Origin of the sequence: Chitinibacter sp. S2-10 (genome assembly GCF_046530675.1) — a bacterium.
In the GTDB taxonomy this organism is placed as follows: domain Bacteria; phylum Pseudomonadota; class Gammaproteobacteria; order Burkholderiales; family Chitinibacteraceae; genus Chitinibacter.
Window position 1 is genome coordinate 932,660 of sequence record NZ_CP172558.1, and the last position, 25,194, is coordinate 957,853.

Sequence of the window (25,194 nt, forward strand, 5' to 3'; positions counted from 1 at the left end):
TGGGCTAAGCCGCCATGCGCTCAGGCACCGCGCTGAGCATGCCTTCTACACTCAGGTGGTAATCAAGCTGCGCCCATTCGATGCCCGTGGCATCGCAAATCAGCGTGTAATCATTGATTTGCGCCAGCGTGGCGTTAAGCAATTCGGGATACCACGCCAGCGGCGTCGAGATCATACGGCCATCGACCAGCTCGACGTGCAGGTAGCGGGTATCAACGCTGAGCGTTTTAGCGTGTGGCAAAGTAGGCATCCCATTTCTCCGTAAATGCGTCATTGTGTAGCGCAACGAGCGCCAGCATGGCGCGCTGGTCTGCTGGCTTGAAGGTAGAATTGACCAATCGCAGACTGCCCAGCTCCACCTTGGCAAAATATTCCCCTTTCATCACATGCACATGACGCGGCATGTGCTCATTGGCATAAAAGAAGAACTTAAAGCCATTTTCCAGCAACAGCGTTGGCATTAGCTTACCCCCGTTTAGGCGACATAGCCAAGATTAGGTGCAAGGTCGCGCTCGGCTTGAGCGAGACTTACCCCACGCCGCGCCGCATAATCTTCCACCTGATCCAGCGTCACTTTCCCCACGCCAAAATAGCGTGATTCGGGGTGGCTGAAGTAGAAGCCGCTGACGGCGGCGGTTGGCAGCATCGCATAGCCTTCGGTCAGCGTCATGCCGATGTTCGGTGCGTTCAGCACTTTGAACAGGTCGACTTTCGGCGTATGGTCCGGGCAGGCTGGGTAGCCGGGGGCTGGGCGGATGCCGACGTATTTCTCGTCGATTAGCTCGTCGTTGCTCAGGTTTTCGCCGCCCGCATAGCCCCATAGCTCGGTGCGTACGCGGTGGTGCATGTGCTCGGCGAAGGCTTCGGCGAAACGGTCGGCGAGTGATTTGAGCAGGATCGCGCTGTAGTCGTCGTTGGCGTCTTCAAACGCTTTGACTGGCGCATCGATGCCGATGCCGCCGGTGACGGCAAAGGCGCCGATGTAGTCTTTAATGCCGGTTTCTTTCGGCGCGATAAAGTCGGCGAGACACCAGTTAGGTTTGACTTCGCCGGTTTTGGGTTTCGGCAATTGCTGGCGCAGGTTGTGCCACGTCATGATTGGTTTACGGTCGGCTGAAGCCGACCCTACGTCTTCTGGGGCGTAGATTTCGATATCGTCGTGATTAACGCTATTGGCCGGGAAGAAGCCGATCACGCCCGCAGCGGCGATCCATTTCTCATCGACAATCTTACGCAGCATCGCTTGCGCGTCGGCGTACAGATGGCGGGCGGCTTCGCCGACCACTTCGTCTTGCAAGATCGCTGGGTAGCGGCCATACAATTCCCAGCTCTGGAAGAACGGCGTCCAGTCGATAAAGGGCTCGATGTCTTCGAGTTTATAGTCGGTATATTCACGCACGCCAGTAAAGCTCGGCTCTGGTGGCGTATACGTCGCCCAGTCTGGCGCAAATTTATTCGCGCGTGCTTCTTCTAGGCTAACCAATTTAGTGCGATCTTTGCTCTCGAAAATCTCGCGCGCTTTGGCGTATTCGGCTTTGACCTCGGCGGCAAAAGCGGGTTTGAGTTCATCCGACAGCAAACTAGAGCACACGCCGACGGCGCGGCTGGCGTCGGGCACGTAGATGACTTGGTCATTTTGATAATGCGGCTCGATTTTCACCGCCGTGTGCACTTTCGATGTCGTCGCGCCACCGATCAGCAGCGGAATATCAAAGCCCTGACGCTGCATTTCTTTGGCGACGTGGCTCATTTCTTCCAGACTTGGCGTAATCAGGCCCGATAGACCGATGATGTCGGCTTTGACCTCGCGGGCTTTGTCCAGAATCGTCTGGCACGGCACCATCACGCCCAAGTCGTGCACTTGGTAGTTATTACAACGCAGCACGACGCCGACGATGTTTTTACCGATGTCGTGCACGTCGCCTTTCACCGTCGCCATGATAATCACGCCCTTGGCGGGCTCGTCTTGCAGCCCTAAGGCAATTTTTTCGGCGTCGATGAAGGGCTCCAGATGCGCGACGGCGGCTTTCATTACGCGCGCGGCTTTCACCACTTGCGGCAGGAACATTTTACCGGCGCCAAATAGATCACCGACGACGTTCATGCCGTTCATCAAATGGCCTTCGATGACGTGAATCGGGCGCTCGACGCTGGTGCGCGCTTCTTCGGTGTCTTCAACGATGTAGGTCGTGATGCCTTTAACGAGCGAATGCGTAATCCGGTCTTGCAGCGGCAGCTCGCGCCAAGCGAGGTCTTCACCCTTGGCGACGTTGGCGTCGCCTTTGAATGATTCAGCCAGCGTGATCAGCGCTTCGGTCGCGGCGAGCGCGTCATCCGTTTTCATCAGCACAACCGATTCAATCGCATCGCGCAGCACAACGGGTACGTCGTCGTAGTTTTCCAGCGCACCCGCGTTGACGATACCCATCGTCATGCCTTGCTTAATCGCGTGGTACAGGAATACGGCGTGGATCGCTTCGCGCACCTTGTTATTGCCACGGAAACTAAACGACACATTCGATACACCGCCGCTCACTTTGGCGTGTGGCAGGTTTTTGGTAATCCAGCCCGTCGCTTCGATAAAGTCGAGGCCATAGCGCGCGTGCTCGTCGATACCGGTGGCAACGGCAAAAATATTCGGGTCGAAAATAATATCGGCCGGGTTAAAGCCGATTTCATCAACGAGGATGCGGTAGGATTTTTCGCAAATCTCGACTTTACGCGCATAGGTGTCGGCCTGACCGACTTCGTCGAACGCCATCACAATGACGGCCGCGCCGTACATTTTCAGCAAACGCGCGTGGTGTTTGAATGCTTCCACGCCCTCTTTCATCGAGATCGAATTCACGATGCACTTGCCCTGCACGCATTTCAGGCCCGCCTCGATCACGTCCCATTTCGACGAGTCGATCATGATCGGCACGCGGCTGATATCGGGCTCGGCGGCGATCAGGTTCAGGAAGGTCGTCATCGCCTTGGTGGCGTCGAGCATGCCTTCGTCCATATTGATGTCGATCACCTGCGCGCCGTTCACCACCTGCTGGCGGGCCACTTCGAGTGCGGCGCTGTAGTCGCCGGCCAAAATCAGGCGAGCAAAGGCTTTTGAGCCGGTGACGTTGGTGCGCTCGCCAACGTTCACAAATAGATCGTTGTCACCAATATTGAACGGCTCTAGGCCAGAAAGACGGCATTTAGGCTCGATTTCTGGCAGTTTGCGCGCTGGTAAATCTTTGACGGCGGCGTACATCGCCGCGATATGCGCTGGCGTCGTACCGCAGCAGCCGCCCAGGATATTGACCAAGCCCGATTCGACCCATTCGCGTACTTGCGGCGCCATATCTTCGGGCAGCAAATCATAACCGGTTGGCGCGAGCGGATTCGGCAAACCGGCATTGGCGTGCACCGACACAAAGCAATCGGAAATGCGGCTCATCTCCTCGACGTAAGGGCGCAGCAGATCAGGGCCGAGCGCGCAGTTAAGGCCAAACGATATCGGGTCGGCGTGGCGCAGCGAGTTATAGAAGGCTTCGGTCGTCTGGCCGGTGAGCGTACGACCGCTTTGATCGGTAATCGTGCCGGAGATCATGATCGGCAATTCTTCCTGATCAGGATGCTCGGCGAAGTAGCGTTTGATCGCAAACACCGCCGCTTTGGCGTTCAAGGTATCGAAAATCGTCTCAACCAGCAGAATATCGGCGCCGCCCTTCACGAGGCCGTCGATGGCTTCGAGGTAGGCCGTCACCAGCTCGTCAAACGTCACGTTACGGTAGCCCGGGTCGTTCACATCCGGTGAAATCGAACAGGTGCGGCTCGTTGGGCCAAGTACACCGGCACAGAAGCGAGGTTTGCTTGGATCTTTCGCCGTTTGCGCGACGCACAGCTCTTTTACCAATTTGGCAGCGGCGAAGTTCAGCTCCCACACCAGCTCCTGCATTTCGTAGTCGGCCATCGCCGGCGCGGTGCCGTTAAAGCTATTGGTCTCGATAATGTCGGCGCCAGCGTCGAGGTATTGCTGGTGAATTTCGGCGATGATCTGCGGCTGAGTCAGTACGAGCAAATCATTATTGCCTTTGACGTCGGTGTGCCAATCAGCAAAGCGTTCGCCGCGGTATTGCGCTTCGGTGAGCTTGTATTGCTGAATCATCGTGCCCATGCCGCCATCCAGAATCAGGACGCGTTGTTCAAGCAGGTCTTTTAGTTGGCGCTGGCGGGTCATGGGTGTATCCAGAAAACTTGAAAATAGTTGCCGATTTTAACATGCAATGGCAACACGACCATGCGCTCGTGCCCAAGTCAAAAACGGGAACAAATGAATCTATGACGGCAGGCGATCTGCTATACCAAGAAAGTATCTTTCCGGATCAGATGCAATGCAGATTTTCTCCTCCTGCTGGCTTGCCGTTGCTGCGCTCGTGCTGGTTTGCCCGACGGCACAGGCTGAGCATGTGAAAGTCATTTTTGGTCAGTCACGCCCCCCTTTTGTGAATGAAAAAACGCAAAGCGGGATTTCCATCGAGCTGATGGACGAAGCTTTCAAACGCATGGATATCCATGTCAATCGTCAATTTGGTGCCAATCGGCGCATGGACGTCGAGCTCAAAATGGGGCGCGTCGATATTGCCGTAGAGGTTCACCCCAGCGATAAAAATATTCATTACTCGCAACCTTTTATCATCTACCGCAACTTTGCCATCAGTAAGGACGGCAAAGATTATCCAAGCTGGCAGAGCATGGCGGGTCGATCTGTTTGCGCCTGGCAAACGGCTAAAGAAAGCCTCGGCGAAGCGTTTGCCAAAGCCGTGCCACAGTTTGCCGAATATCAGGAATACCCTGATCAAACATTGCAGGTTTTTGCATGGCTATCGGGCGGCTGTGATATCAGCCTGATTGACGACACGCTGTTTTATGAAAGCGTGCGCCAGTTGCTGAAAAAATCGCCCGAGCTGCATGCTCCGGACAAAGCCATGCTGCGGCTGACTCCACTGCCCAGTGCACATCAGCTGTGGTGGCACGTCGGTTTTCGCTCCAAAACCTTGCGTGACCAGTTTGACCTGGTTTTGCAGCAAATGAGGGCCGATGGCAGTTATCAGCGCATCCGCGAGCGCTACAATCAGCCGTAAACCACATCCTGCCATGTCATTATTGCCATAAGTCCTTGGTCTTATTGCCCATTTTCAATTAGCGCACCGCGTTATGATAAAGGCATACGATCAAGGAGCCGATCATGAATTGGAATCTCAATTTGGTCAGCCCGAGTCGCTACAGCTTGATCTCGGGCAAGACCGCATCCAGCCAGCTGACGCAAGCCGACGCCAGCGAAAGCCACGGGCTGTGGCGCGAAGATTTGCAGGCGCTGCTGTCGAAAATCCCGGAAAGCTTCGACCTTGCCGCCAGTACCGCTGATCAGGATAGTGAGCCGCAGCAGGGGCGAGCGTTTGACTGGTATGGCGGCGAGCAAAGCACTTACAACATCGTCAAATTACGCAATGCACTGGCGAGCCCGGCACAATCGGCGGCCAGCCAGCTGCAAGCGTACGATGCCCAGCCAGCAACGCCGGTTTCGACGCTTCAAACGCAAGCCTGAAGCGGAAATGTGAATAGTTACCCGTTTTAGCTTTTGCATTCAAGATGCAATAAGCATATGATTTATAAATAGTATTCAGAAAGGAGAAGATCATGGACATCAATACCAACACCTCGGTCAACACAGCCTCCAGCTTGGTATCGACTGTCAGCGTCTCCGATCTGCAGAAAAAAGCACAAGAGCAAAAAGCTGAACAGCGCGAACAAATCAAACCGGTTGTCGAACAGGTTTACATCTCGCAGCAGGCGCAGGAATTGCTGGACACGTACACAACGAGCTACAACAACGCGATCGGTAACGAGAGCAGCACTTCAAGCAGCTCGACCAGCTCAGTCAATACCGCGCAGATCATCGACTCGGTCGACACAGTGCAAAATCGCCAGACTGCCGCTGCGATTGCCGAATACCGGAGCCAGCAGGCCGAATCCACGCCACCCGAGCAAACGCCTGAAGTCACACCCTATGCCGAGCGCGACAGCACGTCCATCCGCGTCATAGCCTGAGCAGCGCTCAGCCCATAAAAAAACCGCCTGATTGGCGGTTTTTTTATGGGTCGCGTTATCAATGTCTGTGCTGACGAAAACGGATCGGCTCGAAAGCTAGCTGACTCAAATACATCAGGCCAATATAAACACCGGCAAAAATCAGCATCCAGCCCAGCGGCAACAAAGCCAGCAATAGCGGCTGATATTCAATCAAAACACCCGCCAGCACCCCGAACAACATCAGGCAAGCAATACCAGCCAGAATTGGTGTCACACACATTTTCATCGATAAGCGCATATTGATCTCCTCGTGCTGCTAGACAGCTTATGAACTCAGTTAAGCCCAAAAACCCGAGTTGTCATAGTCGCTTGTTTGTACTGCAAAAATATGACAAGCGACCTTGATGGGGTATCTGGAAACGAGGATGGATTTGGCTGGGAATGATCTGGATACGGTACGCCGGTATGGCTTATAAACCGCTCGTCATGGGCTGACGAATGGTGAAATTCAATCAGCTTGTGCTGCAATATCGTTACAGCGGATGATGGCCGTCAACCCAAAGCAAATCAAAGGGTATATTAATGCAAGCATCATTATAAATGGAGTCCAGCAACATACTACACCACAGTATATTGGTTAGATAGTCTGTTCGCCGATACGCGATAGCCTCACTGGAACGCAAGCGAACCAGTGAGGCTGCGGGTACTTATGGCGAGGTTAACTCTATCCATTTCTGCGCGGTATCGAGCTTAATCGGCGAATACACGCCGACATAGACTTCGGGCAGATTACTGCTGAGCGGATCAACCCCAGCTGCGGTATAGCCGCGCGCTTTGAAGTAGCGATACTTGCCGTTATCGATGCGGTAAACGACGCTGTCTTTCTGATACACACTCGTCGCCTGCCATTGCGAATACCCGACAATTGGATGAGTGTAATTCGGCGGCGTAACGCGGGTATCGACCAGCGCCAGCGGCGAATCGACGCTGACGATAAAGTCGTCAAAATAGGCGTATTGCTCGCTCAAAGGCGCCCAGTCGCTGCTTGAGCCACCAAAGAAGGTATCCATTTTGATCGCCGAAACGCTGACACTGGCCGAGTTACGCAGCAGCATTGCGGTGTTTTCCAGCACCAGCTCGCCGTCGATCCATTGCCGGAATTGGCCATTACTCTGGCCGATATCGTTGAGTACGACTTGCTGCGTCAGCGTATACCAGCGACCAGCTTCAAAGCGGCGAACAAGTCCGGCGTAATCACCGCATTCCTCTTGCTTGCCGGGGAAGTAGTAATACTGGAAGCCGACGCCGTTCTCACGCCACATCAACCGTGTCGTGAAGCCGTCAAACGTGCCATTCTGGATGCAGCCGGTTGGCGTATCACCACCGCCCAGTCCCGGTAATTTGCCGCCTTTGACCCAGGTAAACGACTGATCAAAACGCAATTTGTATTGCAGGAATAAAGAACGTGCATTGCCCGGCAAAGGCGCGTCAAAAGTCATCGCCGAATTGCCACCGACTTGACCGGCCAGATAGCTGACGCGCAACACTTTATTGCTGGCATTGGCCTGATCAGCAACGATGCTCAAACGACCCGCTGCGACGCCCGAAGACGACGTTGGTGCAAGACCCCAGTCGGCTTGGAACTGGCTGGCTTGGTACAGGCCGCTGGCGTATTGGTCGAACTGATTGCGCAAAACAATTTGCGTCGGCGCACCGCTAGGCGTCGGAACCGGAGTAATCAGCGGCGTCGGGCTTGGTGTTGGCGCCACTGTCGGCGTTGGGGTGGCACTTGGCACTGCTGTTGGCGTCGGTGTTACGGCTGGCGTCGCTGTCGGCGTTGGCACGACCGTAGCCGTTGGAACTGGTGTTGCGCTTGGTGTTGCAGTTGGCATTGCCGTCGGTGTTGAAGTGCTCACTGGGCCGCAAGCGCCCAGATCTTTCCACGGCTTGCCAGAACCCGTATTCAGATCAGGCTGTTCGCCACTCGTCCACCATTGCGCCTGATAAGTCCGGCCTTGATAACTCACTTTTTGGCCGCCCGTGTAAACGACGCTGCTCTGCCATACGGCATCTATGCACTGGCCGCTGGCTGGCGTTGCCGTTGGGGATGGCGTGACTGTGGGCGCGACTGTTGGCGTCACGGTGGGTGCGGCGGTTGGTGTTGGTGTTGGTGTTGCGGTAATTTGAGGTGTTGGTGACGCTTGCGGCGTCGCGGTGGCGGTCGGCTTCGGTGTTGGCGTTGCAGTCGGCGCCACTGTCGGCGTCGCGCTTGGAGTCGGCGTTGGGCTGGTGCCGCAATCGCCGCCGACTTTCCACAGCGTCGGTGTCGTCGCCGGATTCCAGTTCGTCCCCACATAGGCGGTATGCGTGGTCAAGGCAGTATACGTCTGGCCTTGATAGTTTACGGTGTCTCCAGCGCTATACGTCGGGCCTTCGACCCATGAACCACGGCAGGCGGCGCTCGCATTCACCGCGCCCAACAGGCCGATCACGAGCAAGCTCGGCTTAATCCATCGTTGCATTTTCTCTCCTCCGGCCAGTGCACTGGCCTTTTAATCGTGACTCACTGTCTTGGCAGTGAATCCGCATCGTTGGAGAAAATACCGATGGCGTCAATCCTTGTCGCCGATCTGGGTCAATCCCGCGACAAGAAGCTAAGTCATTGATTTAAAGATGAACAAATCTTTCTAGCCCGAAAATCATCACGTAATTTAACGGATTAATTCGAGCCGGATACCGGGCTATTCAAGCCGCCACAGCCCATCGACATACACATTGTCGTCGCCCAGCAAAACGCCACCTGCCACATCGACAAAAACATCGATATGAAAGCGCGTGTCCTTGCGTTTGAATTGCGGCTTGTTATAGCTGCCGTGCTTGGCGCCCAGCGACAGGTGAACGCCGCACAGCCGCTCGTAAGTGCCGATGTCGCTGACGGTGCGCTCGCGCGTGAAAGCGCGGTTCAGCCCCAGACCCAGCTCGCGCAGCCAGACCTCGCCTTCGACTTCGCGAATCCGCGCCAGCACGGCGTCAAATTCGGGCGTGCTGTTTTCAACGCCGACAATCCGGCCAGCCTCTACGACGATTGTGACCGGGCGGGGCGGAAAATTGCAGTGGAAAGTGGTATCGCCAAACACATACACATCGGCGCGGCCGCTGACCGCTTCGAGATCGACCGCCTCGGTAAACACTTCGCCAATCGGAAACTGCCCGCCGATATTTTTCATCGCGTGGTAATCACCGACGTTGAGCTTGGCGGGCTCAAACCGCGTTGCGTAATGGAGCACATTGCCGCGGCTGCTGACCAGCCGTGCCGATTGCGCCGTGGCGATTTTCGCCTGTAGTGCAGCGCCGGTCTCGCGGTAATACGCCGCGTGCTCGTGATCGTAAGCCAGCGCGTCGATATAGCGCGGCGCCTCAATGCCGACCATCCGCGCCAGATGCACGTGCTCGATCACTTTCAGCCCCTGCGCGAACAGCTGCACGCGCAGCCGGTAGGCGTCGAGCCGGAAATGCGTGGACTGGATCAGCACGACCAGTGCCCCCGCCGGCAGCGCGGCAAAAGCCGCCATCACCGCGTCGTTATCAACTTCGCTGATTTCGATCACCCGCGCCTGCGGCAAAGCCGCGCGGTAACCATCGGCCAGCAGCGGCGCCAGTGGGCATTCGGTATCAAAAACGATCAGCGCTGGCTCGTCCGCGGCATGGCCGATTGCGACGGTAACGATGTCGTTGACATGCTGCGCAGCGGTGGTGCGGTGTGAAGTCGTAAGTTCGCAATAGACAGTATTCATGGGTATTGCCGGCCAGTAGTTGCTGAATATGCCTTGCATGGATATACCATGCCATGTATTCAGTCGGCGACTGGCGATAAAAAACGGAAGCCCCGATTATCGCATGCGCGCAGGCAAACCGCTTGCCGTGGCGCGGAATGGCGCAGTCACAGCCCTTGGATGTTTTAAGTCGTGGGAGCGGGCTTGCCCGCGATTAGCCATGCTTCGCGGGCAAGCCCGCTCCCACAAAAGCTCAAATTTTAGCAAGCTGTTTCGTTGGTAGCAGCGCGGCAACGATGCCGAGCAGCGGCAAATACGCCAGCGTCTGATACACCGCCACGATGCCGTAATGATCGGCCAGCCTGCCGATCAGTGCCGCGCCCAGACCGGCGATGCCGAAAGCGAAGCCAAAGAACAGACCGGCGACGGTGCCGACCTTGCCGGGCAGCAACTCCTGCGCGTAAACCAGCATCGCCGAGAAAGCCGACGACATGATCAGGCCGATGACAAAGCTCAGCGCCACCGTGCCGGCCAGACCCGTGTGCGGCAAGGCCATCGCAAACGGTGCTGCGCCAAGAATCGAAAACCAAATCACTGCCTTGCGGCCGATCCGATCGCCGATCGGGCCACCGGCCAGCGTTCCCAGCGCGACGGCAAACAGGAAAACGAACAGCAAAAGCTGCGCCTGCTGCGGCGCCAGCGCGAAACGCTCGATCAGATAGAAGGTGTAGTAGCTCTGAAAGCTCGCCATATAAACAAACTTGGTCGTCAACAGCGCAAGCAATACGCCCATGATCCACACCGTCTTGCCGGCAGAAAACGGCTGCACTTTGCTGGCGGTCTTGCCCGCGCCCTGCCGGTGCTGGGCGGCGTACCACTGGCTGATCCAGCGCAGCACAAGCATGGCGATCAACGCCGCGACTGAAAACCACGCCAGACTGGGCTGGCCGAAGGGAATAACGATCAGCGCAGCAAGCAGCGGCCCGCAGGCGCTACCGGCGTTGCCGCCGACCTGAAACAGCGATTGCGCCAGACCATGCTGCCCGCCCGAAGCCAGCCGCGCGATTCGCGAAGCTTCGGGGTGGAAAATCGACGAACCGCAACCGACCAGCGCAGCCGCGAGCAGCAGTAGCGGGAAGGTATGCGCTTGCGAGAGCAGCAACAGGCCGCTCAAGGTGAAACCCATGCCGAAGACCAGCGCATGCTGTTGCGGGCGGCGGTCGGTAAACTGGCCGACCAGCGGCTGCAGAATCGACGCGGCAAGCTGATAAGTCAGCGTCAGCAGGCCCAGCTGGGCAAAGCTGAGCTGGTAAGTGCCCTTGAGCACCGGATACAGCGCCAGAATCAGCGACTGCATCATGTCGTTCAGAAAATGCGTGCTGCTGATCGCGGCCAGCACGTGGTATTGCGTGCGCTGCGCCGCATCGCTGGCGGCGGCGTCGGTGGTGACTGTCGTCGTGGTATTCATGGCGGACTCCCGGACAAGAAGTGAAGACAGAGCCATCTTATGGCGCTATGCTTTGCCTGTCTGACGCGAATCAGGCAAACACTATCGGGAAAACGACATGCTGATCGAACGAGTAGGCCCGCTGCGCGAAATGCAGGGCGCTTTATTGCACGGCAAGGCCGTCGACCATCAACCCGGCTCGGCGACGATACGCCACTGGCACGAAGTGGCGCAGCTCTTGTACGCGATCAGCGGCGTGATGCGCGTGATTACGCCGCTGGGGCAATGGATCGTGCCGCCCAATCGCGGCATCTGGCTGCCGCCCGGCGTATGGCACGAAGTGCTGATGATCGGTCACGTCGAAGTGCGCTCGATTTATGTTCGCCCCGACGCAGTGCCCGGCTTGCCGGCCGAATGCTGCGTGCTGGCGATCACGCCGCTGATGCGCGAGCTGATTTTGGCCGCAATCCATATTGATTATCAGGAAAACCCGATTCCGCTGCGCAGCCGGATGATTGCCGAATTGCTGCTCAATGAAGTGAAATCGCTGGAAACGTTGCCGCTGCAATTGCCGATGCCGATTGATCCCTTGCTCGCGCCGGTGTGTCGCGCGCTGCTGGCCGAACCTGATGACACGCGAACGACCGATGACTGGGCACAACAAACCGGCGTTGACGCGCGCACGCTGCAGCGCCGTTTCGGCAAGGCCACCGGAATGACGCTGGGCGACTGGCGGCGACAGGCGCGTTTGCTCAAGGCGCTGGAACGGCTCGCCCAAGGCGAGCGCGTTATCGACGTCGCACTCGATTGCGGCTACAACAGCCCCAGCGCGTTCAGCGCGATGTTCAAGCGCCAGTTTGGCATCACGCCAAGCAGCTTTTTTCAATGAACCCAGATCAGTAAATAGAAATGATTGGGGTATAGGATCAAAGCGCAATAGATATATTAATTCAAAGCCAATACCCCACCTTCTTAATCATGACAACCCACGTTGGAAGCAACACCGAATCAGGATTTTCCAGCCTTGTCCCGGTGTTCGAAGCCAGAGCGGAACTGCTGCCCCTGTTTATGCCGCGCCGCTAAAATACGCAGTGACACAACAGCGATTCAGCTTCGTGCAAGTTTTTGTGCCCGCCGGATTGATCTATCAGTAGAATAAGCGCTCCAAAATCAGGGACTCTTAAAATGAAAAAACTCTTCACATTGTTTCTTGTTGCCATCGCTTTGACCGGTTGCGCTTCGGTGCCAAAAGGCGATACAGCCCAGGATGCAGCATTAAAAACTTTTGCGACCAAATCGGATAAAGCTGGCCTGTATCTTTACCGGAATGAAATGATCGGCGCCGCAGTAACGATGGACGTCACTTTGGATGGCAAGCCGATTGGCTCGACAGGTGCAAAGAGCTATCTGTACCAGGAAATCGAACCGGGCAAACACACGATTACTTCTACAGCAGAAAATACCGAAACACTTGAGATCGACGCCAAAGCCGGTGCGCTGGTTTATATCTGGCAAGAAGTAAAAATGGGTCTGCTGTACGCTCGGAACAAGCTTCACCTTGTTACTGAAGAGGAAGGCCAGAAGGGCGTAAAAGAAAGCTCGCTGGTGGTGATGACGAAAAAATAATTTCACATTTCCGGCTCGTGATAAAAAACCCCGCAGATTTGCGGGGTTTTTGTTTAACGGGCTTTTTTGCCAAATCCGGCAGGTTTCCCTGCTGGCTTGCCGCCAAACGGTTGACCAGTGGCAGGTCGGCCTGCAGATTGGTTGCGGGGTATTGCGCCTCCCGCATTTCTGGTTTTGCCCTGCGTGGAATTACTGCGGTTGGGTATCTTGCCGACCGATCCCGGCCCACCGCCACCACGCGCATTGCCCTTGCCCGCTTGCATGGTTTTTTCCGCAGCCGATTCGGGTGGAATCAGTTGCTTGGGGCCAGTACCGATCAGATCGGCGCGCCCCATTGCGGTGAGTGCTTCGCGCAACAGCGGCCAGTTTTTCGGGTCGTGATAACGCAGAAACGCTTTGTGAATGCGGCGGCGTTTTTCGTCTTTGATGATGTCGACTTTTTCCGAGCTGCGATGGATGCGTTTCAGCGGATTGCGCTTGGTGTGCCACATCGTCGTCGCCATCGCCATCGGCGTCGGCGTGAACGCCTGCACCTGATCGGGGCGGAAGCTGTTTTTCTTCAGCCACAGAGCCAGATTCATCATGTCCTCATCACTCGTACCCGGATGCGCGGCGATGAAGTAGGGAATCAGGTACTGCTTCTTGCCAGCCTGCTTGCTGTAGTGGTCAAACATGTCCTTGAAGCGCTCGAAAGTGCCAATGCCGGGTTTCATCATTTTCGACAGCGGGCCGTCTTCGGTGTGTTCGGGCGCGATTTTCAGGTAGCCGGACACATGATGCGTGACGAGTTCCTTCACATACTCGGGCGATTCAACCGCCAGATCGTAGCGCAGACCCGAGCCAATGGTGATTTTCTTCACGCCATTGATTTTGCGCGCCTTGCGATACAGCTGAATCAGGCTGCTGTGGTCGGTGTTCAGATTTTCACAAATGCCCGGATACACGCAGCTTAAGCGGCGACAGGATTGCTCGATTTTCGGGTCTTTACACGCCAGGCGATACATATTGGCCGTCGGGCCGCCCAGATCGCTGATGTGGCCGGTAAAGCCAGCGGTTTTGTCGCGGATTTCTTCGATTTCACGCAGCACCGAGCCTTCGGAGCGACTCTGGATAATCCGCCCTTCGTGCTCGGTGATCGAACAGAAAGTACAGCCGCCAAAACAGCCGCGCATGATATTGATCGAGAAACGGATCATGTCCCACGCCGGAATCACCTGCTCGCCATAGCTCGGGTGCGGATTGCGCGCAAAATACTGGTCGAACACATAGTCCATTTCGGCCATTTCGAGCGGAATCGGCGGCGGATTCATCCAGACGTCGCGCTCGCCGTGCTGCTGAACCAGCGCACGCGCATTGCCGGGGTTCGATTCCAGATGCAAGGTGCGGCTGGCGTGCGCATAGCTAACCGGATCGTAGGTGACGGTTTCAAACGATGGAATGCGGATGACGGTGCGACCACGAATTTCGCGCCGCGCAGCGAGCCGCGCTTCACGTGAAACAATCTGGATGGTTTTTACTACGTCAGCGGCGGGGGCTTCAGAAACATCAGCTGCTGAAGCTTTCTGCATTTCGCTTTCATCAGCATACGGGTTGGGGTGTGCGTCGATCTGCCCCGGAATATCGACGACCGACGAATCGCGCTCAACCCAGCCTTCCGGCTTCCAGCCGTGCGGCGCGAGGAAGGCAGTGCCGCGCACATCACGGATTTCGCTCATTTTCTCACCCGCAGCGACGCGCTGTGTCACTTCAACCAGCGCGCGTTCGGCATTGCCGAACAACAGCAAGTCGGCTTTGGAATAAATCAGCGCCGACTGGCGGATTTTGTCGCTCCAGTAGTCGTATTGCGCGATGCGGCGCAGGCTGGCCTCGATACCACCGGCCATGATTTGCACGCCGGGATACGCCTCGCGGCAGCGCTGGCAATACACATTCAGCGCGCGGTCAGGGCGTTTGCCCGCAATGCCGCCCGCGGTGTAGGCGTCGTCCGAACGCGGCTTTTTGTCGGCCGTGTAGCGATTGATCATCGAATCCATATTGCCGGCGGTGACGCCGAAATACAGCCGCGGTTTACCGAGCAGCTTGAAGTCATCGGCCGAAGTCCAGTCCGGCTGGCTGATGATGCCAACGCGAAACCCCTGCGCTTCGAGCAAGCGCCCGAGCAGCGCCATGCCGAAACTCGGATGGTCGATGTAGGCGTCGCCGGTCACAATGATGATGTCGCACTCATCCCAGCCGAGCTGATCCATTTCCTTGCGGCTCATCGGCAGGAAAGGCGCAGGCTGGCGTGGTTTTACGCCTGCGGGTAGTTCGTAAATCGGTTTAAGCGGGGAATGAGTGGAATTCATGGCGACGGCGAATAGGGCTAATCGCGCATTGTCGCAGATTTGGCGATTTATTGCAGCTAAATGCTTGTTTTTTATCAGATAAAATGGCCAATGCCGCTCAAATAACCGGATAAAAATTAGGGGTTTTTTAGCCTGCGCTCGCGAAAGTGGCGCTCGACGGATTGGCGCTGGCGGGCAAAGTCAGTGTAATTTCAAGGCCTTGCCCCGGCTCGCTGCGCAAAGCAATTTCGCCGCCCAGCTTGCCATGCACCAGCGAATACACCTGATACAGACCCAGCCCGCTATGCCCCTGGCCAAACTGCGTGGTGTAAAAAGGCTCGAAAGCTTTTTGCTGCAGCTCGCTGGCGATGCCGACGCCGTTATCGCGATACAGCAGTTGCAGCTGGCCAGCGCCGGTGTACTGGCTGGCAATCTCGACCTGCCCGCTCTGGCCGGGCATAAAGGCGTGGCGCAATGAATTCTCGATCAGCTGCGCCACGATCAGCTCGAGTACCGCACGATAACTCAGGATGTGCAGATTCTCATCAAGCTGGTTGTGAAAGCGGATCAGGCTGGCATCGCTGCGCGCGGCATAGCGCGCAATCATGTCGTCAACCAAGGATTTAAGGCCAAGCCGCGCAGCCAGCATGGCATCATCGTCGGCTGCCAGCTGGCGCAAATCGCGGATCATATCGCTGGCGCGATGCGCATTGCGCTGGATAATTTCGGCAATCGTGTGGCCTTCGGCCAGAAACTGCTCCAGCTGCGATTTTTTAACCGCACCCGCATTAAGCAGCTGGCTGATTTCTGTGCTTTTCTCGCTGAAAGTACTGGCTGCCGTCAGCACGCTGCCCAGCGGGGTATTGAGTTTATGCGCAAAGCCGGCGACCAGATAACCCAGTGCGGCGAGCTTTTCGGCCTGCACCAGTTTCTGGCTGGCTTGCTGCAAAGCCTGACTGCGCTCGGTCACGCGCTGCTCGAGCACTTCATTCTGATCTTGCAGCTGCTGATTAAGCTGGGCAATTTCTTGCTGATAAAGCCGCTGCTGATGCTGCGCCAGCGCCCGGCCAGCCAGCAAACCCAGCTGAGCCGCATGCTGCAATTCATTGCGTTGCCAGTTGCGCTGCTTATCAAGGTGCTCGAAAGCCAGCACGGCAACGCAGCAGTCATTCAGGCGTACCGGCACCAGAATCAGCGCGCTGATGGCCTGCTCCTGCAAACTCAACTCGCTCCATTGCCAGGTATACACATGCTGTGCTGCCGAATGCGCCACGACCATTTCGCCGGATTCAAGGTAACTCAGCAGCAGATCCAGCTTGCTGCGCGGCAAATCAGGCCCGGGCGGCAGCGATAAACCATCCTGACTCACCCTCATCTGACATTGCAAAGTCTGCCGATCCGCCGACCATTGCCAGAAGCTGGCCTGCACGACATTGAGCACCTTGCAAGCGGTATGGCACAGCAAATGACTCAAGAAGGGTAAATCGCCCTGCTCGAGCCGGGCATCGTTAGCCAGATCGAGCAGAATCTGATCGGCGTTTTGCGATAAACCGGCAATCTGGGCAATCTGGGCAATCTGCTGCAAAGGATCGCGCTGCAAGGACTGATTGATTAGCCGCTCCAGCTGTTGCGCTTGCCGCTGCATTTGCAGCGCAGTCGCAAAATCCTCCAGCGCCTCACAGACTTCAGCCAGCAGATACAGCAGCTTCATCCTGACGTGCGAAGCGCCAGCTTGTCTGGCCACCTCCAGCCCCTGATGGACTTGCTGCAATGCTTCTTTAGGTCGCCCCATGCGCAGCAGACATTCGGTACGCAACAATAAGGTTTGCGCCAATGCCCAGCGATAACCGGTACGCTCAGCGATCACGCGCGCGGCGTCGAGCGAGGTCATCGCCAGCGAAAAGACCTGTTTGGCAACATACAACTCGCCAATGCGCATCAATACTTCGGCCTCATCGTCGGCGTGTTTGAGTTCGCGAGCGGTATCGAGTGCAAAATTGAACGCAGCCAGCGCTTCAGCACTACGGCGCAGCTTGTGCAGATTCACGCCCAGATTGATATTGGCTTGCAGCAGCAGCCAGCGATCATCGAGCCGGGAACAACAGTCTATCGCTTCCTGATGCAGGCGAACCGCCGAAGCCGAATCACCGAGCGCATCATAAATCTGCCCCAGCCCCATTTTGGCCTTTGCCCAGCACACATATTGCTGCGACAACTCGGCGGCCTCCAGGCATCTCGCCCAGGTTTGCATCGCTTCCTGATAGCGCGCGCTGGAATACAAGGCTCGCGCGATCAGATTGAGCAGGCGGGCTTCTGCGGCAAATAAATGATGACCCTGAGCCATTTGCAGCGCTTCGTACTGCAGGTCAAGCAGGCTGTCGCCATAGCCGATTTGCGAGAGCAACTCGACTGCAGTAATAAAACCCACTGCATCACGTTCAGCGCGGGTTTGCGCCAGCAACTGATCGAGCGACTGTTGAGCCAGCGCGCGCTCGTTATGCAAGCGGGATTCGATTTGCGCCACCAGCTGGGCAAATTGCGGAGTCGAACTAAAGGGTTGCTGCATCGCTAACATGCTGAAAGCACACTCGGGTCAATGGCTTCCAGTGTAGCCTTTGACCTGCCGTTTGCTAGTGCCCACCCTGCGCAACGCCGGCCACAATCAAACCAAGGCGCAAAGAAATAGATGGGTATACGCGTAAAGAGCATATTAATATTGGCGCCCAAGGATATACCCATACTATCGCTTAAAGAGCAAAGTCATCCCGTCGCCAGTCGGCAGAATGCAATGCTCGACGCGCGCGTCGTCGCGTAGCTGACGGTTAAATTCGTGCAGAATCGCGACGCTGCGCGGGTGGCCGACTTCGGGTTTGGCGACGCGACCATTGAGAAACATATTGTCCAGAATAATCAGCCCGCGCGGCCGCACCAGTTGCAGTGCGTATTCGTAGTAATTCGGGTAATTGGGCTTGTCGGCGTCGATCAGCATGCAATCAAAAGTACCGGCAGCGCCCTCTTCGAGCAAACGGGGTAAAGTTTCTACCGCGCGACCAAGGTGCAGGGTCGTTTGCTGAGCTACCCCGGCTTTTTGCCACCATTGTTCGGCCTGCGTGGTGAATTCTTCACAAATATCGCAAGCAACGACCTGGCCATCCTCACCCATCGCAATGGCAGCAGCAATCGAGCTATAGCCGAGAAAAGTGCCGACTTCGATATAGCGTTTGGCGCCAATCAGCCGTAGCAGCCAGATCAGCAAAGCGCCCTGCTCGGGTGCGAGCGACATTTTGGCGACGCGGTGCCCGACCGTGGCTTCGCGCAGCTCGCGCAGAATATCGGGCTCGCGCAAGGCCGTATTCAGAAAATAATCGCGTAGCGGCTCGGAAAGGGGGAGGGTCTGGACGGTCATGAGATGCGGTAACGACAAAAAAGCAATTATACCGCATTGTTTCTACCCCCTGCCCGGTGGGCAGAGGGGCAAGGTTCAATCAGTTATTGAGTTGCTGCAATAAATCGCGCAATTGCTCTTCATCATCGGCCTTGAGCATTTTGCTGACCACCGGTTTGATCTTGCCCATTTCGGCGGTCAATAATTGTTGCTTCACCTTGAGCAACTGGATAGGCAGCATCGAGAAACGCCGCAGACCCAGACCCAGCAACAGCCGAGTCAGCGTCGGATCACCGGCCATTTCACCACACATCGATACCGGTTTGCCGAGTTTGTCGGCGGTGCTGATGATGTGCTTCAGAAAATGCAGTACGCCCGGATTGAGCGGGTCGTACAAATGACTGACCGCGTCATCGTTGCGGTCAACCGCCAACGAATACTGGATCAGATCATTGGTGCCAATCGAAATGAAATCGAGGTGTTTCAAAAAGACGCCGACTGCCATCGCAGCCGCAGGCACTTCGATCATACCGCCCAGCTCGATGTTTTCGTCAAAGGCAATGTCTTCGCTCCGCAATTGCGTCTTGATGTCTTCCAGATGCGCGCGGGTTTGCTTGACTTCGCTGAGCGCCGACAGCATCGGGATCAACAGCTTGATTTTGCCAAAGGCCGACGCGCGCAATAGCGCTCGCAATTGCGTGCGGAACATTTGCGGCTCGGCCATGCACAGCCGGATACCGGTCAGCCCCAGCGCCGGATTGGGCGCTTCGCGTTCGAGCTGCCATGACGGAATTTTGTCTTTACCCAGGTCGATGGTACGAATCACGACCGGCTTGCCTTGCATCGCCAGCGCGACTTCACGATACGCTTCGAACTGCTCGTCTTCGGTTGGCAGATCGTTTTCTTTCAGGAACAAAAACTCGGAGCGGAACAGACCGACGCCGCTGGTATTGTTTTCGAGTGCGAGTTCACAATCTTCGGGCAGCTCGATATTCGCGCTCAAATCGATGGTCGTACCATCAAGCGTGACGGCAGCCTGCGTACGAATATCCTGCAGTTTGGCTTGCTTGATCAGCCATTCGCCCTGACGCTGCTGATATTCGTTCAAAATCGCCGGATCAGGGTCGACAATCACACAACCCTTGATGCCGTCGACGATGATGAGTTCGCCTTCACGAATGATATCCCGCGCATTGCGCAAGGCCAGCACCGAGGGCAAATCCAGACTGCGCGCCAGAATCGCCGTATGCGAAGTCAATCCACCGACGTCGGTGATGAAGGCTCTATAGCTGGTGTCTTTGAACAACACCATGTCGGCTGGCGACAGATCATGCGCGACCAGAATGCAGTCGTCGCCATCGCATTGTGGCGCATGCGCGCCGTGTTCGTGCCCGGCCAGCGCCTTGAAAATCCGCTCGGTAACCTGAATGACGTCGGTGCGTCGTTCGCGCAGATATTCTTCTTCGATTTCGTCAAATTGTGCGAGCAAGACATCAAGTTGCTGTTTGACGGCCCATTCGGCATTGCAACGCTGCGTTTCGATAATATGACGCGGGTCTTTCGAGAGCGTGTGATCGTTGAGCAGCATAATGTGCAAGCTAAGGAAAGCGCCCAGCTCGGCAGGTGCATTATCGGGAATGCTGCCCCAGAGCATTTCCAGCTCCTTGCGGGTATTGCGAATGGCGTCGTCAAAGCGCAGCAATTCGGCAGCCAGGCCGTCAGCAGGAATCTGGTAATGCAGGATTTCAATGTCGGCATGCGATACCAAATGAGCATGACCAATGGCAATACCACCGCCAACCCCTAAACCATGCAGGCTAATACTCATCCATTACCCTCCTGATGCTCGCGTGAACGATCACACGGTGATGTCGCCAGCTCTATCGGCCGCGATCATTGTATTCAAATGGCTTATTCACCTTCGCCAAACTTGTCCGCCACCAGCGCAATCAAGGCTTCCAGTGCCGCATTTTCATCCGGGGCATTGCTGGTATCGATGATGATTTTGCTGCCTTTGCCGGCGGCCAGCATCATCACGCCCATGATCGATTTGGCATTCACGCGCTTCTGGTTGCGACTCACCCAGACTTCACACTGAAACTGGCTGGCCAGCTGGGTAAATTTGCTCGATGCCCGGGCGTGCAAGCCCAGTTTATTGACGATTTCTACTTCTTGCTGCGGCATTATTCTTTTTCCTGATTACGACTGATTGCTGGGTAACATGTACAAGACGCCTTCAAGTCCACCGGTAATCGCCTTGCTCACTGCCAGCTCCAGCGATTGATGGCTGTACGACAAGGCGCGCACCAGCATCGGCAGATTTACACCCGCGATGGCTTCGATTTTGCCCGCCTGGATCAGGCGATTGGCGACATTCGATGGTGTACCGCCATAAATGTCGGTCAACAGCAGCACGCCCGAACCATCGTCGAGTTCGTCAATCAATGCCTGCGCCCGACGCAACACTTCATCGGGATCGTCCGCCTTGCTCACGGCCAACTGACCCAGATTGGGCAAAGGGCGTCCCATGATGTGCTGTGCACATGTCATCAAAGCTTCGCCCATCGAATAATGGGTCACTATGATTATGCCTACCATGCCTGAGTCATTCCTTTTCTTACCCTTGAATCTACTGACACATCATATAACAGCTTGTCATTATTTAGTCAGTAGCAAAAATGCGAACCCCTGTTGCTGCAACAGTCAGAACCCAGCTTTGAGTCAGCGCAGACGGTAAATATGCGCCGGTTTTTTTAGCCATTTGATTCTGGCCTGCAAACTGGCCGAGAGATAAGCGTCACCCTTGCCATCAATAATCAGCGCATCGCTGATTCCGAAACGCTGCGCGTACATCCAGCTCTTGGCAAGCCCGCCGATGAACATCGGCTTGGTCGCGACATCAGAAATCGTCCCGGCGTTCTGGCTCGGCGGTGCGATTACGCTGACTGCCTGTATGCCCTGCGCCGGCTGGCCGCTGCGCGGATCGATTAGATGGCTATAGCGTTTGCCATTGAGCATGAAATACCGTTGGTAATCGCCCGAAGTGCCAATCGCTTCGCCACTTTTGAGCGCAATCGTTGCCATCGCTTCAGGCTGGCGCGGGTGTTGCAGCCCGACCGTCCACGGTTCCTGATCTTTTTTGCCCAGCGCCAGCACATTGCCGCCAATATTGATCAGCGCATTGAGCACCCGCTGCTGGCGCAGGTATTTAGCCGAATGATCAAGTGCCCAGCCTTTGGCAAAGCCGCCCAGATCAATTTCAACAGCAGGGTTATTACTGCTGATGCTGGTTTGGTCAAACTGCAAATGATCCAAGCTCGCTTGCGCTGCCAGCAGATCCGTTATTTTTTGCGCATCGGGCGTAACGGGCGCAAAGCTGTCGTTATGAAAGCCCCAGAGACTGACCAGCGCGCCGACCGCCGGATTAAACAACTGATCGCTGCGACGGGCATAATTTTGCGCCGCAGTCAGCATGCCGATCAGCTCGATATCGGCGTCAAACGCTTCGCCCTTTTGGATCGCAGCATTGAGCCGCGTGATTTCCGATGGCTGCCAGGCGTGCAGCTTGCGATGCAAGCGATCCAGCTCGGCCAAGACTGCACCAGCATGTTTGGCAGCAACCGCTTCATCGAGGCCATAAATACTGATTTGCACCCGCGTGCCAAAGACGTAGCTTTCCTGCTGGTACAGCTCGTTTTTGCCACAGGCCGTCAGTAAAAAAACCGTCGCCAGCAACAGGGCACGGCTGAGTGTCTTGCTGCAAAAACCCTTCAACACAGAGACACAGAGGCGCAGAGAAAAGCCAATGAAAGTTCGTTCAGCGCTCATTTCCCCCCGGCCTTGCACATTGCGGTTTGTTTTTTCGCTGCGGCTCAGCGCCGGATTTTTAGTCTTGAACGCCGACCTTTCCTTCTCTTTCAAACGCATTTCCTTTCGATCGCATCGATGAATAATCCCGCGACATTAATCCCCGATTGCGCGGTGATTTCCTGAAAGCACGTCGGGCTAGTGACGTTGACTTCGGTCAGATTGTCGCCAATCACGTCAAGGCCAACGAGCAGCAGACCTTGCGCTGCCAGTTGCGGGCCGAGCGCTTCGGCGATTTCGCGGTCACGCGCAGTCAGTGGTCGTGCGACCCCCGAGCCACCCGCAGCCAGATTACCTCGCGTTTCGCCCTGTTGCGGAATTCGTGCCAGACACCAGTCAACCGGCACACCGTCGATCAGCAGAATGCGTTTATCGCCGTCTTTAATGGCAGGCAGATACTTTTGCGCCATCACCGGCTTCTCGCCATTCTGGCTCAGCATCTCGAGTATGCTTCCCAAGTTAGCGTCGTTATTGGTAATGCGGAAGATACCCACCCCACCCATGCCGTCGAGCGGCTTAACGATGACATCGTCGTGCTCGCTCACAAAGGCGCGAAGATCGGCGATACTCTGGCTGACCATTGTCGGCGCAATAAATTGTTCAAACTGGAAAATCGCCAGTTTTTCATTGAAATCGCGTAGCGCCTGACCGCGATTAAAAACGCGCGCACCTTGCGCTTCGGCCAGGCTGAACAGCTGCGTCGCATACAGATATTGCTGATCGAAAGGCGGATCCTTGCGCATGATCACCGCATCGACATCGCGCAAGGCGATGATTTCCTCGCCAACGATGCGATACCAGTCATGGCCGGACTGGGTGTCGGTCAGGACGACGACTTGCGCTTGAGCCTCAACGATGCCGTTTTTCAACCGTAAATCGCTGCTCAGACACGCCAGAATCTGATGCCCACGGCTTGCCGCCTCACGCATCATCGCATAGGTCGAGTCTTTATAAATCTTGAAGCCCGCCAGCGGGTCGGCAACGACCAGAATGCGCATCGGAAATCCTTTATTCGGAAATTTTCAGTAAAACGACACCCGCGATGATCAGCGCTGCACCGGCAAAACGGCCTGCGCTGAGCACATCACCAAACCACAACACGCCGATGGCAAAAGTGCCTGCCGCACCGATACCGGTCCAGACCGCATAGGCCGTGCCGATGGCAATATGACGTTGCGCCAGCCACAACAATACGCCGCTCAGCCCCATGCAAACAATGGCAAAGCCAATCCACAAAGGTTTGTTCGCAGTGGTTTGCGACAGCTTGAACCCCAACGGCCAGCCTATTTCGAAAACGGCGGCGGCCAGCAGCGCGAGCCAGGCTTGCAACGAAACGCTCATTGAACGGCGTCCTGTTCCAGCTCCAGCGAAGCGGCCAGCAAGGCCAGCCTGGCGACGACGCCATAGGCGTAGAAACGATTCGCTTCGCAATCGGGCGAGCCGTCACAATCGGGCGTCGTCAAAGGCGTGGCAAAAGCCAGCGGCTCAAAATGCATGCCGGGCGCATTCAGGTTTTCATCGATACCGCGGTCGGTGTGAACGCGGTAAAAACCGCCAATCACGAAGCGATCAAGCATATAGACGACCGGCTCAGCAACGCCGTCATCAATGGTTTCAAAAGTCGGCACGCCTTCCTGAACGATGACGTCGTGCACTGCCATGCCTTCTTTGATCACCGACATTTTGTTGCGCTGCTTGCGATTGAGACCAACAAGCTCTGCGCCGGATTTGACGCTCATAATGCCCATGCCGTAAGTGCCGGCATTGGCTTTGACGATGACAAAAGGCGTTTGCGTAATGCCATATTCTGCGTATTTGACCGCGATTTTTGTGATCATTGCGTCAATCGTCGCGGCGAGCTTTTCCTCACCTTCGCGCGCATGAAAATCGAGTCCGTCAACGTGTTCGAAGTAGGGATTGACCAGCCACGGGTCGATATCGATCATTTGTGCAAAATCGGCCACCACACGGTCGTACGCGGCAAAGTGGCCCGTTTTTCTGCGAACTGCCCAGCCGGCATGCAGCGGCGGTAATAGTGTTTGTTCGATGTTTTGCAAAATGGCTGGAATGCCGCCCGACAAGTCGTTATTGAGCAAAACGACGCAAGGGTCGAACTCGCTCAGATCAGTCCCCAGCCCGACGCGGTTACCTTTGCGAATCACCGGTTCTTGCGTCATCTGGCTGCCATCAGGCAGATCAAGCACGGTCGCAGCGGTGATGTCCGGATTGAGCGTACCGATACGCACGACCATACCGGCCTGACGCAGGATTTTGGCCAGAGCAGCGACGTTTTGCAGGTAGAACAGATTGCGCGTGTGGTTTTCCGGAATCAGTAAGATCCGGCGTGCATCCGGACAATAACCTTCCAGCGCCATCATCGCCGCTTGCACCGCGAGCGGGTGAAATTCGGGGTTCAGATTGTTAAACCCGCCGGGAAACAGATTCATATCGACGGGTGCGAGCTTGTAACCGGCGTTGCGCAAATCGACCGAGCCATAAAATGGCGGCGTGTGTTCCTGCCATTGATTGCGGAACCAGTGTTCGATTTCCGGCTGGGCCGCCAGAATTTTGCGTTCAAGTTCAAGCAGAGGGCCGGTAAGGGCTGTAGTCAGATGCGGCACGCTCATGGAAGGCGGCTCCAGCAGAAAATAAGTATCCGGTTAAATATGGCGGCAAGCGAGCCGAATTCAAGACGGGGCAAGG

Annotated in this window: 22 protein-coding genes; 5 read left to right on the forward strand and 17 right to left on the reverse strand. The window is 56.1% G+C overall.

Annotated elements, in window-relative coordinates; all coding sequences use genetic code 11:
• Positions 1-4 precede the first annotated feature (4 nt).
• From ACG2XO_RS04430 to metH, 3 genes are read right to left on the reverse strand one after another with little or no spacing between them, the layout of a single operon-like run.
• Positions 5-250, reverse strand: a complete 246-nt coding sequence (locus ACG2XO_RS04430) for a DUF2442 domain-containing protein (protein ID WP_410499610.1) — start codon at positions 248-250, stop codon at positions 5-7.
• Positions 228-461: a DUF4160 domain-containing protein gene (locus ACG2XO_RS04435; RefSeq protein WP_410499612.1), complete on the reverse strand. Its 234-nt coding sequence runs from the start codon at positions 459-461 to the stop codon at positions 228-230. Before ACG2XO_RS04435 ends, ACG2XO_RS04430 begins: the two co-directional genes overlap by 23 nt.
• A 14-nt stretch (positions 462-475) precedes the next feature.
• Positions 476-4,216, reverse strand: a complete 3,741-nt coding sequence (metH, locus tag ACG2XO_RS04440) for a methionine synthase (RefSeq protein WP_410499613.1) — start codon at positions 4,214-4,216, stop codon at positions 476-478.
• A 154-nt stretch (positions 4,217-4,370) separates the two neighbouring features.
• Between metH and ACG2XO_RS04445 the strand changes: the two genes are divergently transcribed.
• The 3 genes from ACG2XO_RS04445 to ACG2XO_RS04455 all read left to right on the forward strand — a co-directional run bounded on the left by ACG2XO_RS04445 (position 4,371) and on the right by ACG2XO_RS04455 (position 6,087).
• On the forward strand, positions 4,371-5,120 hold the full coding sequence (locus ACG2XO_RS04445; protein ID WP_410499614.1) for a substrate-binding periplasmic protein: 750 nt from the start codon (positions 4,371-4,373) through the stop codon (positions 5,118-5,120).
• A 104-nt stretch (positions 5,121-5,224) separates the two neighbouring features.
• Positions 5,225-5,584 carry a hypothetical protein gene (locus ACG2XO_RS04450; protein ID WP_410499615.1) on the forward strand — a complete coding sequence of 120 codons (360 nt, stop codon included), beginning with the start codon at positions 5,225-5,227 and terminating at the stop codon, positions 5,582-5,584.
• Positions 5,585-5,676: 92 nt separating this feature from the next.
• Positions 5,677-6,087, forward strand: a complete 411-nt coding sequence (locus tag ACG2XO_RS04455; protein ID WP_410499616.1) for a hypothetical protein — start codon at positions 5,677-5,679, stop codon at positions 6,085-6,087.
• A gap of 58 nt (positions 6,088-6,145) precedes the next feature.
• Here the strand turns inward: ACG2XO_RS04455 and ACG2XO_RS04460 are convergent, their stop codons facing one another.
• The 4 genes from ACG2XO_RS04460 to ACG2XO_RS04475 form a co-directional block, all read right to left on the reverse strand.
• On the reverse strand, positions 6,146-6,367 hold the full coding sequence (locus ACG2XO_RS04460) for a hypothetical protein (RefSeq protein ID WP_410499617.1): 222 nt from the start codon (positions 6,365-6,367) through the stop codon (positions 6,146-6,148).
• 409 nt (positions 6,368-6,776) lie between these two features.
• Positions 6,777-8,591, reverse strand: a complete 1,815-nt coding sequence (locus ACG2XO_RS04465) for a polysaccharide lyase (RefSeq protein ID WP_410499619.1) — start codon at positions 8,589-8,591, stop codon at positions 6,777-6,779.
• A 219-nt stretch (positions 8,592-8,810) separates the two neighbouring features.
• Positions 8,811-9,863 (reverse strand): hypothetical protein, encoded by a 1,053-nt coding sequence (locus ACG2XO_RS04470; protein WP_410499620.1) that lies wholly within the window; start codon positions 9,861-9,863, stop codon positions 8,811-8,813.
• A 232-nt stretch (positions 9,864-10,095) separates the two neighbouring features.
• Positions 10,096-11,310, reverse strand: coding sequence for an MFS transporter (locus ACG2XO_RS04475; RefSeq protein ID WP_410499621.1), 1,215 nt, complete (start codon positions 11,308-11,310; stop codon positions 10,096-10,098).
• 97 nt (positions 11,311-11,407) lie between these two features.
• Between ACG2XO_RS04475 and ACG2XO_RS04480 the strand changes: the two genes are divergently transcribed.
• Positions 11,408-12,178 (forward strand): AraC family transcriptional regulator, encoded by a 771-nt coding sequence (locus tag ACG2XO_RS04480; protein ID WP_410499622.1) that lies wholly within the window; start codon positions 11,408-11,410, stop codon positions 12,176-12,178.
• Positions 12,179-12,474: 296 nt separating this feature from the next.
• Positions 12,475-12,915 (forward strand): DUF2846 domain-containing protein, encoded by a 441-nt coding sequence (locus ACG2XO_RS04485; RefSeq protein ID WP_410499623.1) that lies wholly within the window; start codon positions 12,475-12,477, stop codon positions 12,913-12,915.
• A gap of 53 nt (positions 12,916-12,968) precedes the next feature.
• Here ACG2XO_RS04485 and ACG2XO_RS04490 read toward each other — a convergent pair whose 3' ends face one another.
• From ACG2XO_RS04490 to gshA, 10 genes are all read right to left on the reverse strand, one after another.
• Complete coding sequence (locus ACG2XO_RS04490) at positions 12,969-15,260, reverse strand: YgiQ family radical SAM protein (RefSeq protein ID WP_410499624.1); 2,292 nt, start codon at positions 15,258-15,260, stop codon at positions 12,969-12,971.
• Positions 15,261-15,387: 127 nt separating this feature from the next.
• The gene (locus ACG2XO_RS04495) at positions 15,388-17,805 is read right to left on the reverse strand and encodes an ATP-binding protein (protein ID WP_410499625.1); all 2,418 of its coding nucleotides are present in this window, start codon (positions 17,803-17,805) and stop codon (positions 15,388-15,390) included.
• A 174-nt stretch (positions 17,806-17,979) separates the two neighbouring features.
• Positions 17,980-18,645 carry an O-methyltransferase gene (locus tag ACG2XO_RS04500; protein ID WP_410499626.1) on the reverse strand — a complete coding sequence of 222 codons (666 nt, stop codon included), beginning with the start codon at positions 18,643-18,645 and terminating at the stop codon, positions 17,980-17,982.
• Between the two features lie 79 nt (positions 18,646-18,724).
• Positions 18,725-20,452: a phosphoenolpyruvate--protein phosphotransferase gene (gene ptsP, locus ACG2XO_RS04505; protein ID WP_410499627.1), complete on the reverse strand. Its 1,728-nt coding sequence runs from the start codon at positions 20,450-20,452 to the stop codon at positions 18,725-18,727.
• Positions 20,453-20,535: 83 nt separating this feature from the next.
• Positions 20,536-20,808, reverse strand: a complete 273-nt coding sequence (locus ACG2XO_RS04510) for an HPr family phosphocarrier protein (RefSeq protein ID WP_410499628.1) — start codon at positions 20,806-20,808, stop codon at positions 20,536-20,538.
• A 15-nt stretch (positions 20,809-20,823) separates the two neighbouring features.
• The gene (locus ACG2XO_RS04515) at positions 20,824-21,204 is read right to left on the reverse strand and encodes a PTS sugar transporter subunit IIA (protein ID WP_410499629.1); all 381 of its coding nucleotides are present in this window, start codon (positions 21,202-21,204) and stop codon (positions 20,824-20,826) included.
• Between the two features lie 141 nt (positions 21,205-21,345).
• A complete protein-coding gene (locus tag ACG2XO_RS04520; protein WP_410499630.1) occupies positions 21,346-22,551 on the reverse strand; it encodes an FAD:protein FMN transferase in 1,206 nt (401 codons plus the stop codon).
• A complete protein-coding gene (gene gshB, locus ACG2XO_RS04525) occupies positions 22,542-23,489 on the reverse strand; it encodes a glutathione synthase (protein ID WP_410499631.1) in 948 nt (315 codons plus the stop codon). The genes ACG2XO_RS04520 and gshB overlap by 10 nt, the downstream gene beginning before the upstream one ends.
• A gap of 10 nt (positions 23,490-23,499) precedes the next feature.
• Entirely contained in the window at positions 23,500-23,832 is a 333-nt protein-coding gene (locus tag ACG2XO_RS04530; RefSeq protein ID WP_410499632.1) for a DMT family transporter, read from the reverse strand.
• The gene (gene gshA, locus ACG2XO_RS04535; RefSeq protein ID WP_410499633.1) at positions 23,829-25,118 is read right to left on the reverse strand and encodes a glutamate--cysteine ligase; all 1,290 of its coding nucleotides are present in this window, start codon (positions 25,116-25,118) and stop codon (positions 23,829-23,831) included. Before gshA ends, ACG2XO_RS04530 begins: the two co-directional genes overlap by 4 nt.
• Positions 25,119-25,194 lie beyond the last annotated feature (76 nt).

Bases quoted from the DNA above. Each gene is read 5' to 3' on its own strand.
- ACG2XO_RS04490 (WP_410499624.1), bottom strand. From the start codon at position 15,260: ATGAATTCCACTCATTCCCCGCTTAAACCGATTTACGAACTACCCGCA.
- metH (WP_410499613.1), bottom strand. From the start codon at position 4,216: ATGACCCGCCAGCGCCAACTAAAAGACCTGCTTGAACAACGCGTCCTG.
- ACG2XO_RS04475 (WP_410499621.1), bottom strand. From the start codon at position 11,310: ATGAATACCACGACGACAGTCACCACCGACGCCGCCGCCAGCGATGCG.
- ACG2XO_RS04430 (WP_410499610.1), bottom strand. From the start codon at position 250: ATGCCTACTTTGCCACACGCTAAAACGCTCAGCGTTGATACCCGCTAC.
- gshB (WP_410499631.1), bottom strand. From the start codon at position 23,489: ATGCGCATTCTGGTCGTTGCCGACCCGCTGGCGGGCTTCAAGATTTAT.
- ACG2XO_RS04495 (WP_410499625.1), bottom strand. From the start codon at position 17,805: ATGCAGCAACCCTTTAGTTCGACTCCGCAATTTGCCCAGCTGGTGGCG.
- ptsP (WP_410499627.1), bottom strand. From the start codon at position 20,452: ATGAGTATTAGCCTGCATGGTTTAGGGGTTGGCGGTGGTATTGCCATT.
- ACG2XO_RS04510 (WP_410499628.1), bottom strand. From the start codon at position 20,808: ATGCCGCAGCAAGAAGTAGAAATCGTCAATAAACTGGGCTTGCACGCC.
- ACG2XO_RS04500 (WP_410499626.1), bottom strand. From the start codon at position 18,645: ATGACCGTCCAGACCCTCCCCCTTTCCGAGCCGCTACGCGATTATTTT.
- ACG2XO_RS04465 (WP_410499619.1), bottom strand. From the start codon at position 8,591: ATGCAACGATGGATTAAGCCGAGCTTGCTCGTGATCGGCCTGTTGGGC.
- ACG2XO_RS04450 (WP_410499615.1), top strand. From the start codon at position 5,225: ATGAATTGGAATCTCAATTTGGTCAGCCCGAGTCGCTACAGCTTGATC.
- ACG2XO_RS04520 (WP_410499630.1), bottom strand. From the start codon at position 22,551: ATGCGTTTGAAAGAGAAGGAAAGGTCGGCGTTCAAGACTAAAAATCCG.
- ACG2XO_RS04435 (WP_410499612.1), bottom strand. From the start codon at position 461: ATGCCAACGCTGTTGCTGGAAAATGGCTTTAAGTTCTTCTTTTATGCC.
- ACG2XO_RS04455 (WP_410499616.1), top strand. From the start codon at position 5,677: ATGGACATCAATACCAACACCTCGGTCAACACAGCCTCCAGCTTGGTA.
- ACG2XO_RS04445 (WP_410499614.1), top strand. From the start codon at position 4,371: ATGCAGATTTTCTCCTCCTGCTGGCTTGCCGTTGCTGCGCTCGTGCTG.
- ACG2XO_RS04470 (WP_410499620.1), bottom strand. From the start codon at position 9,863: ATGAATACTGTCTATTGCGAACTTACGACTTCACACCGCACCACCGCT.
- ACG2XO_RS04485 (WP_410499623.1), top strand. From the start codon at position 12,475: ATGAAAAAACTCTTCACATTGTTTCTTGTTGCCATCGCTTTGACCGGT.
- ACG2XO_RS04480 (WP_410499622.1), top strand. From the start codon at position 11,408: ATGCTGATCGAACGAGTAGGCCCGCTGCGCGAAATGCAGGGCGCTTTA.
- ACG2XO_RS04460 (WP_410499617.1), bottom strand. From the start codon at position 6,367: ATGCGCTTATCGATGAAAATGTGTGTGACACCAATTCTGGCTGGTATT.
- ACG2XO_RS04530 (WP_410499632.1), bottom strand. From the start codon at position 23,832: ATGAGCGTTTCGTTGCAAGCCTGGCTCGCGCTGCTGGCCGCCGCCGTT.
- gshA (WP_410499633.1), bottom strand. From the start codon at position 25,118: ATGAGCGTGCCGCATCTGACTACAGCCCTTACCGGCCCTCTGCTTGAA.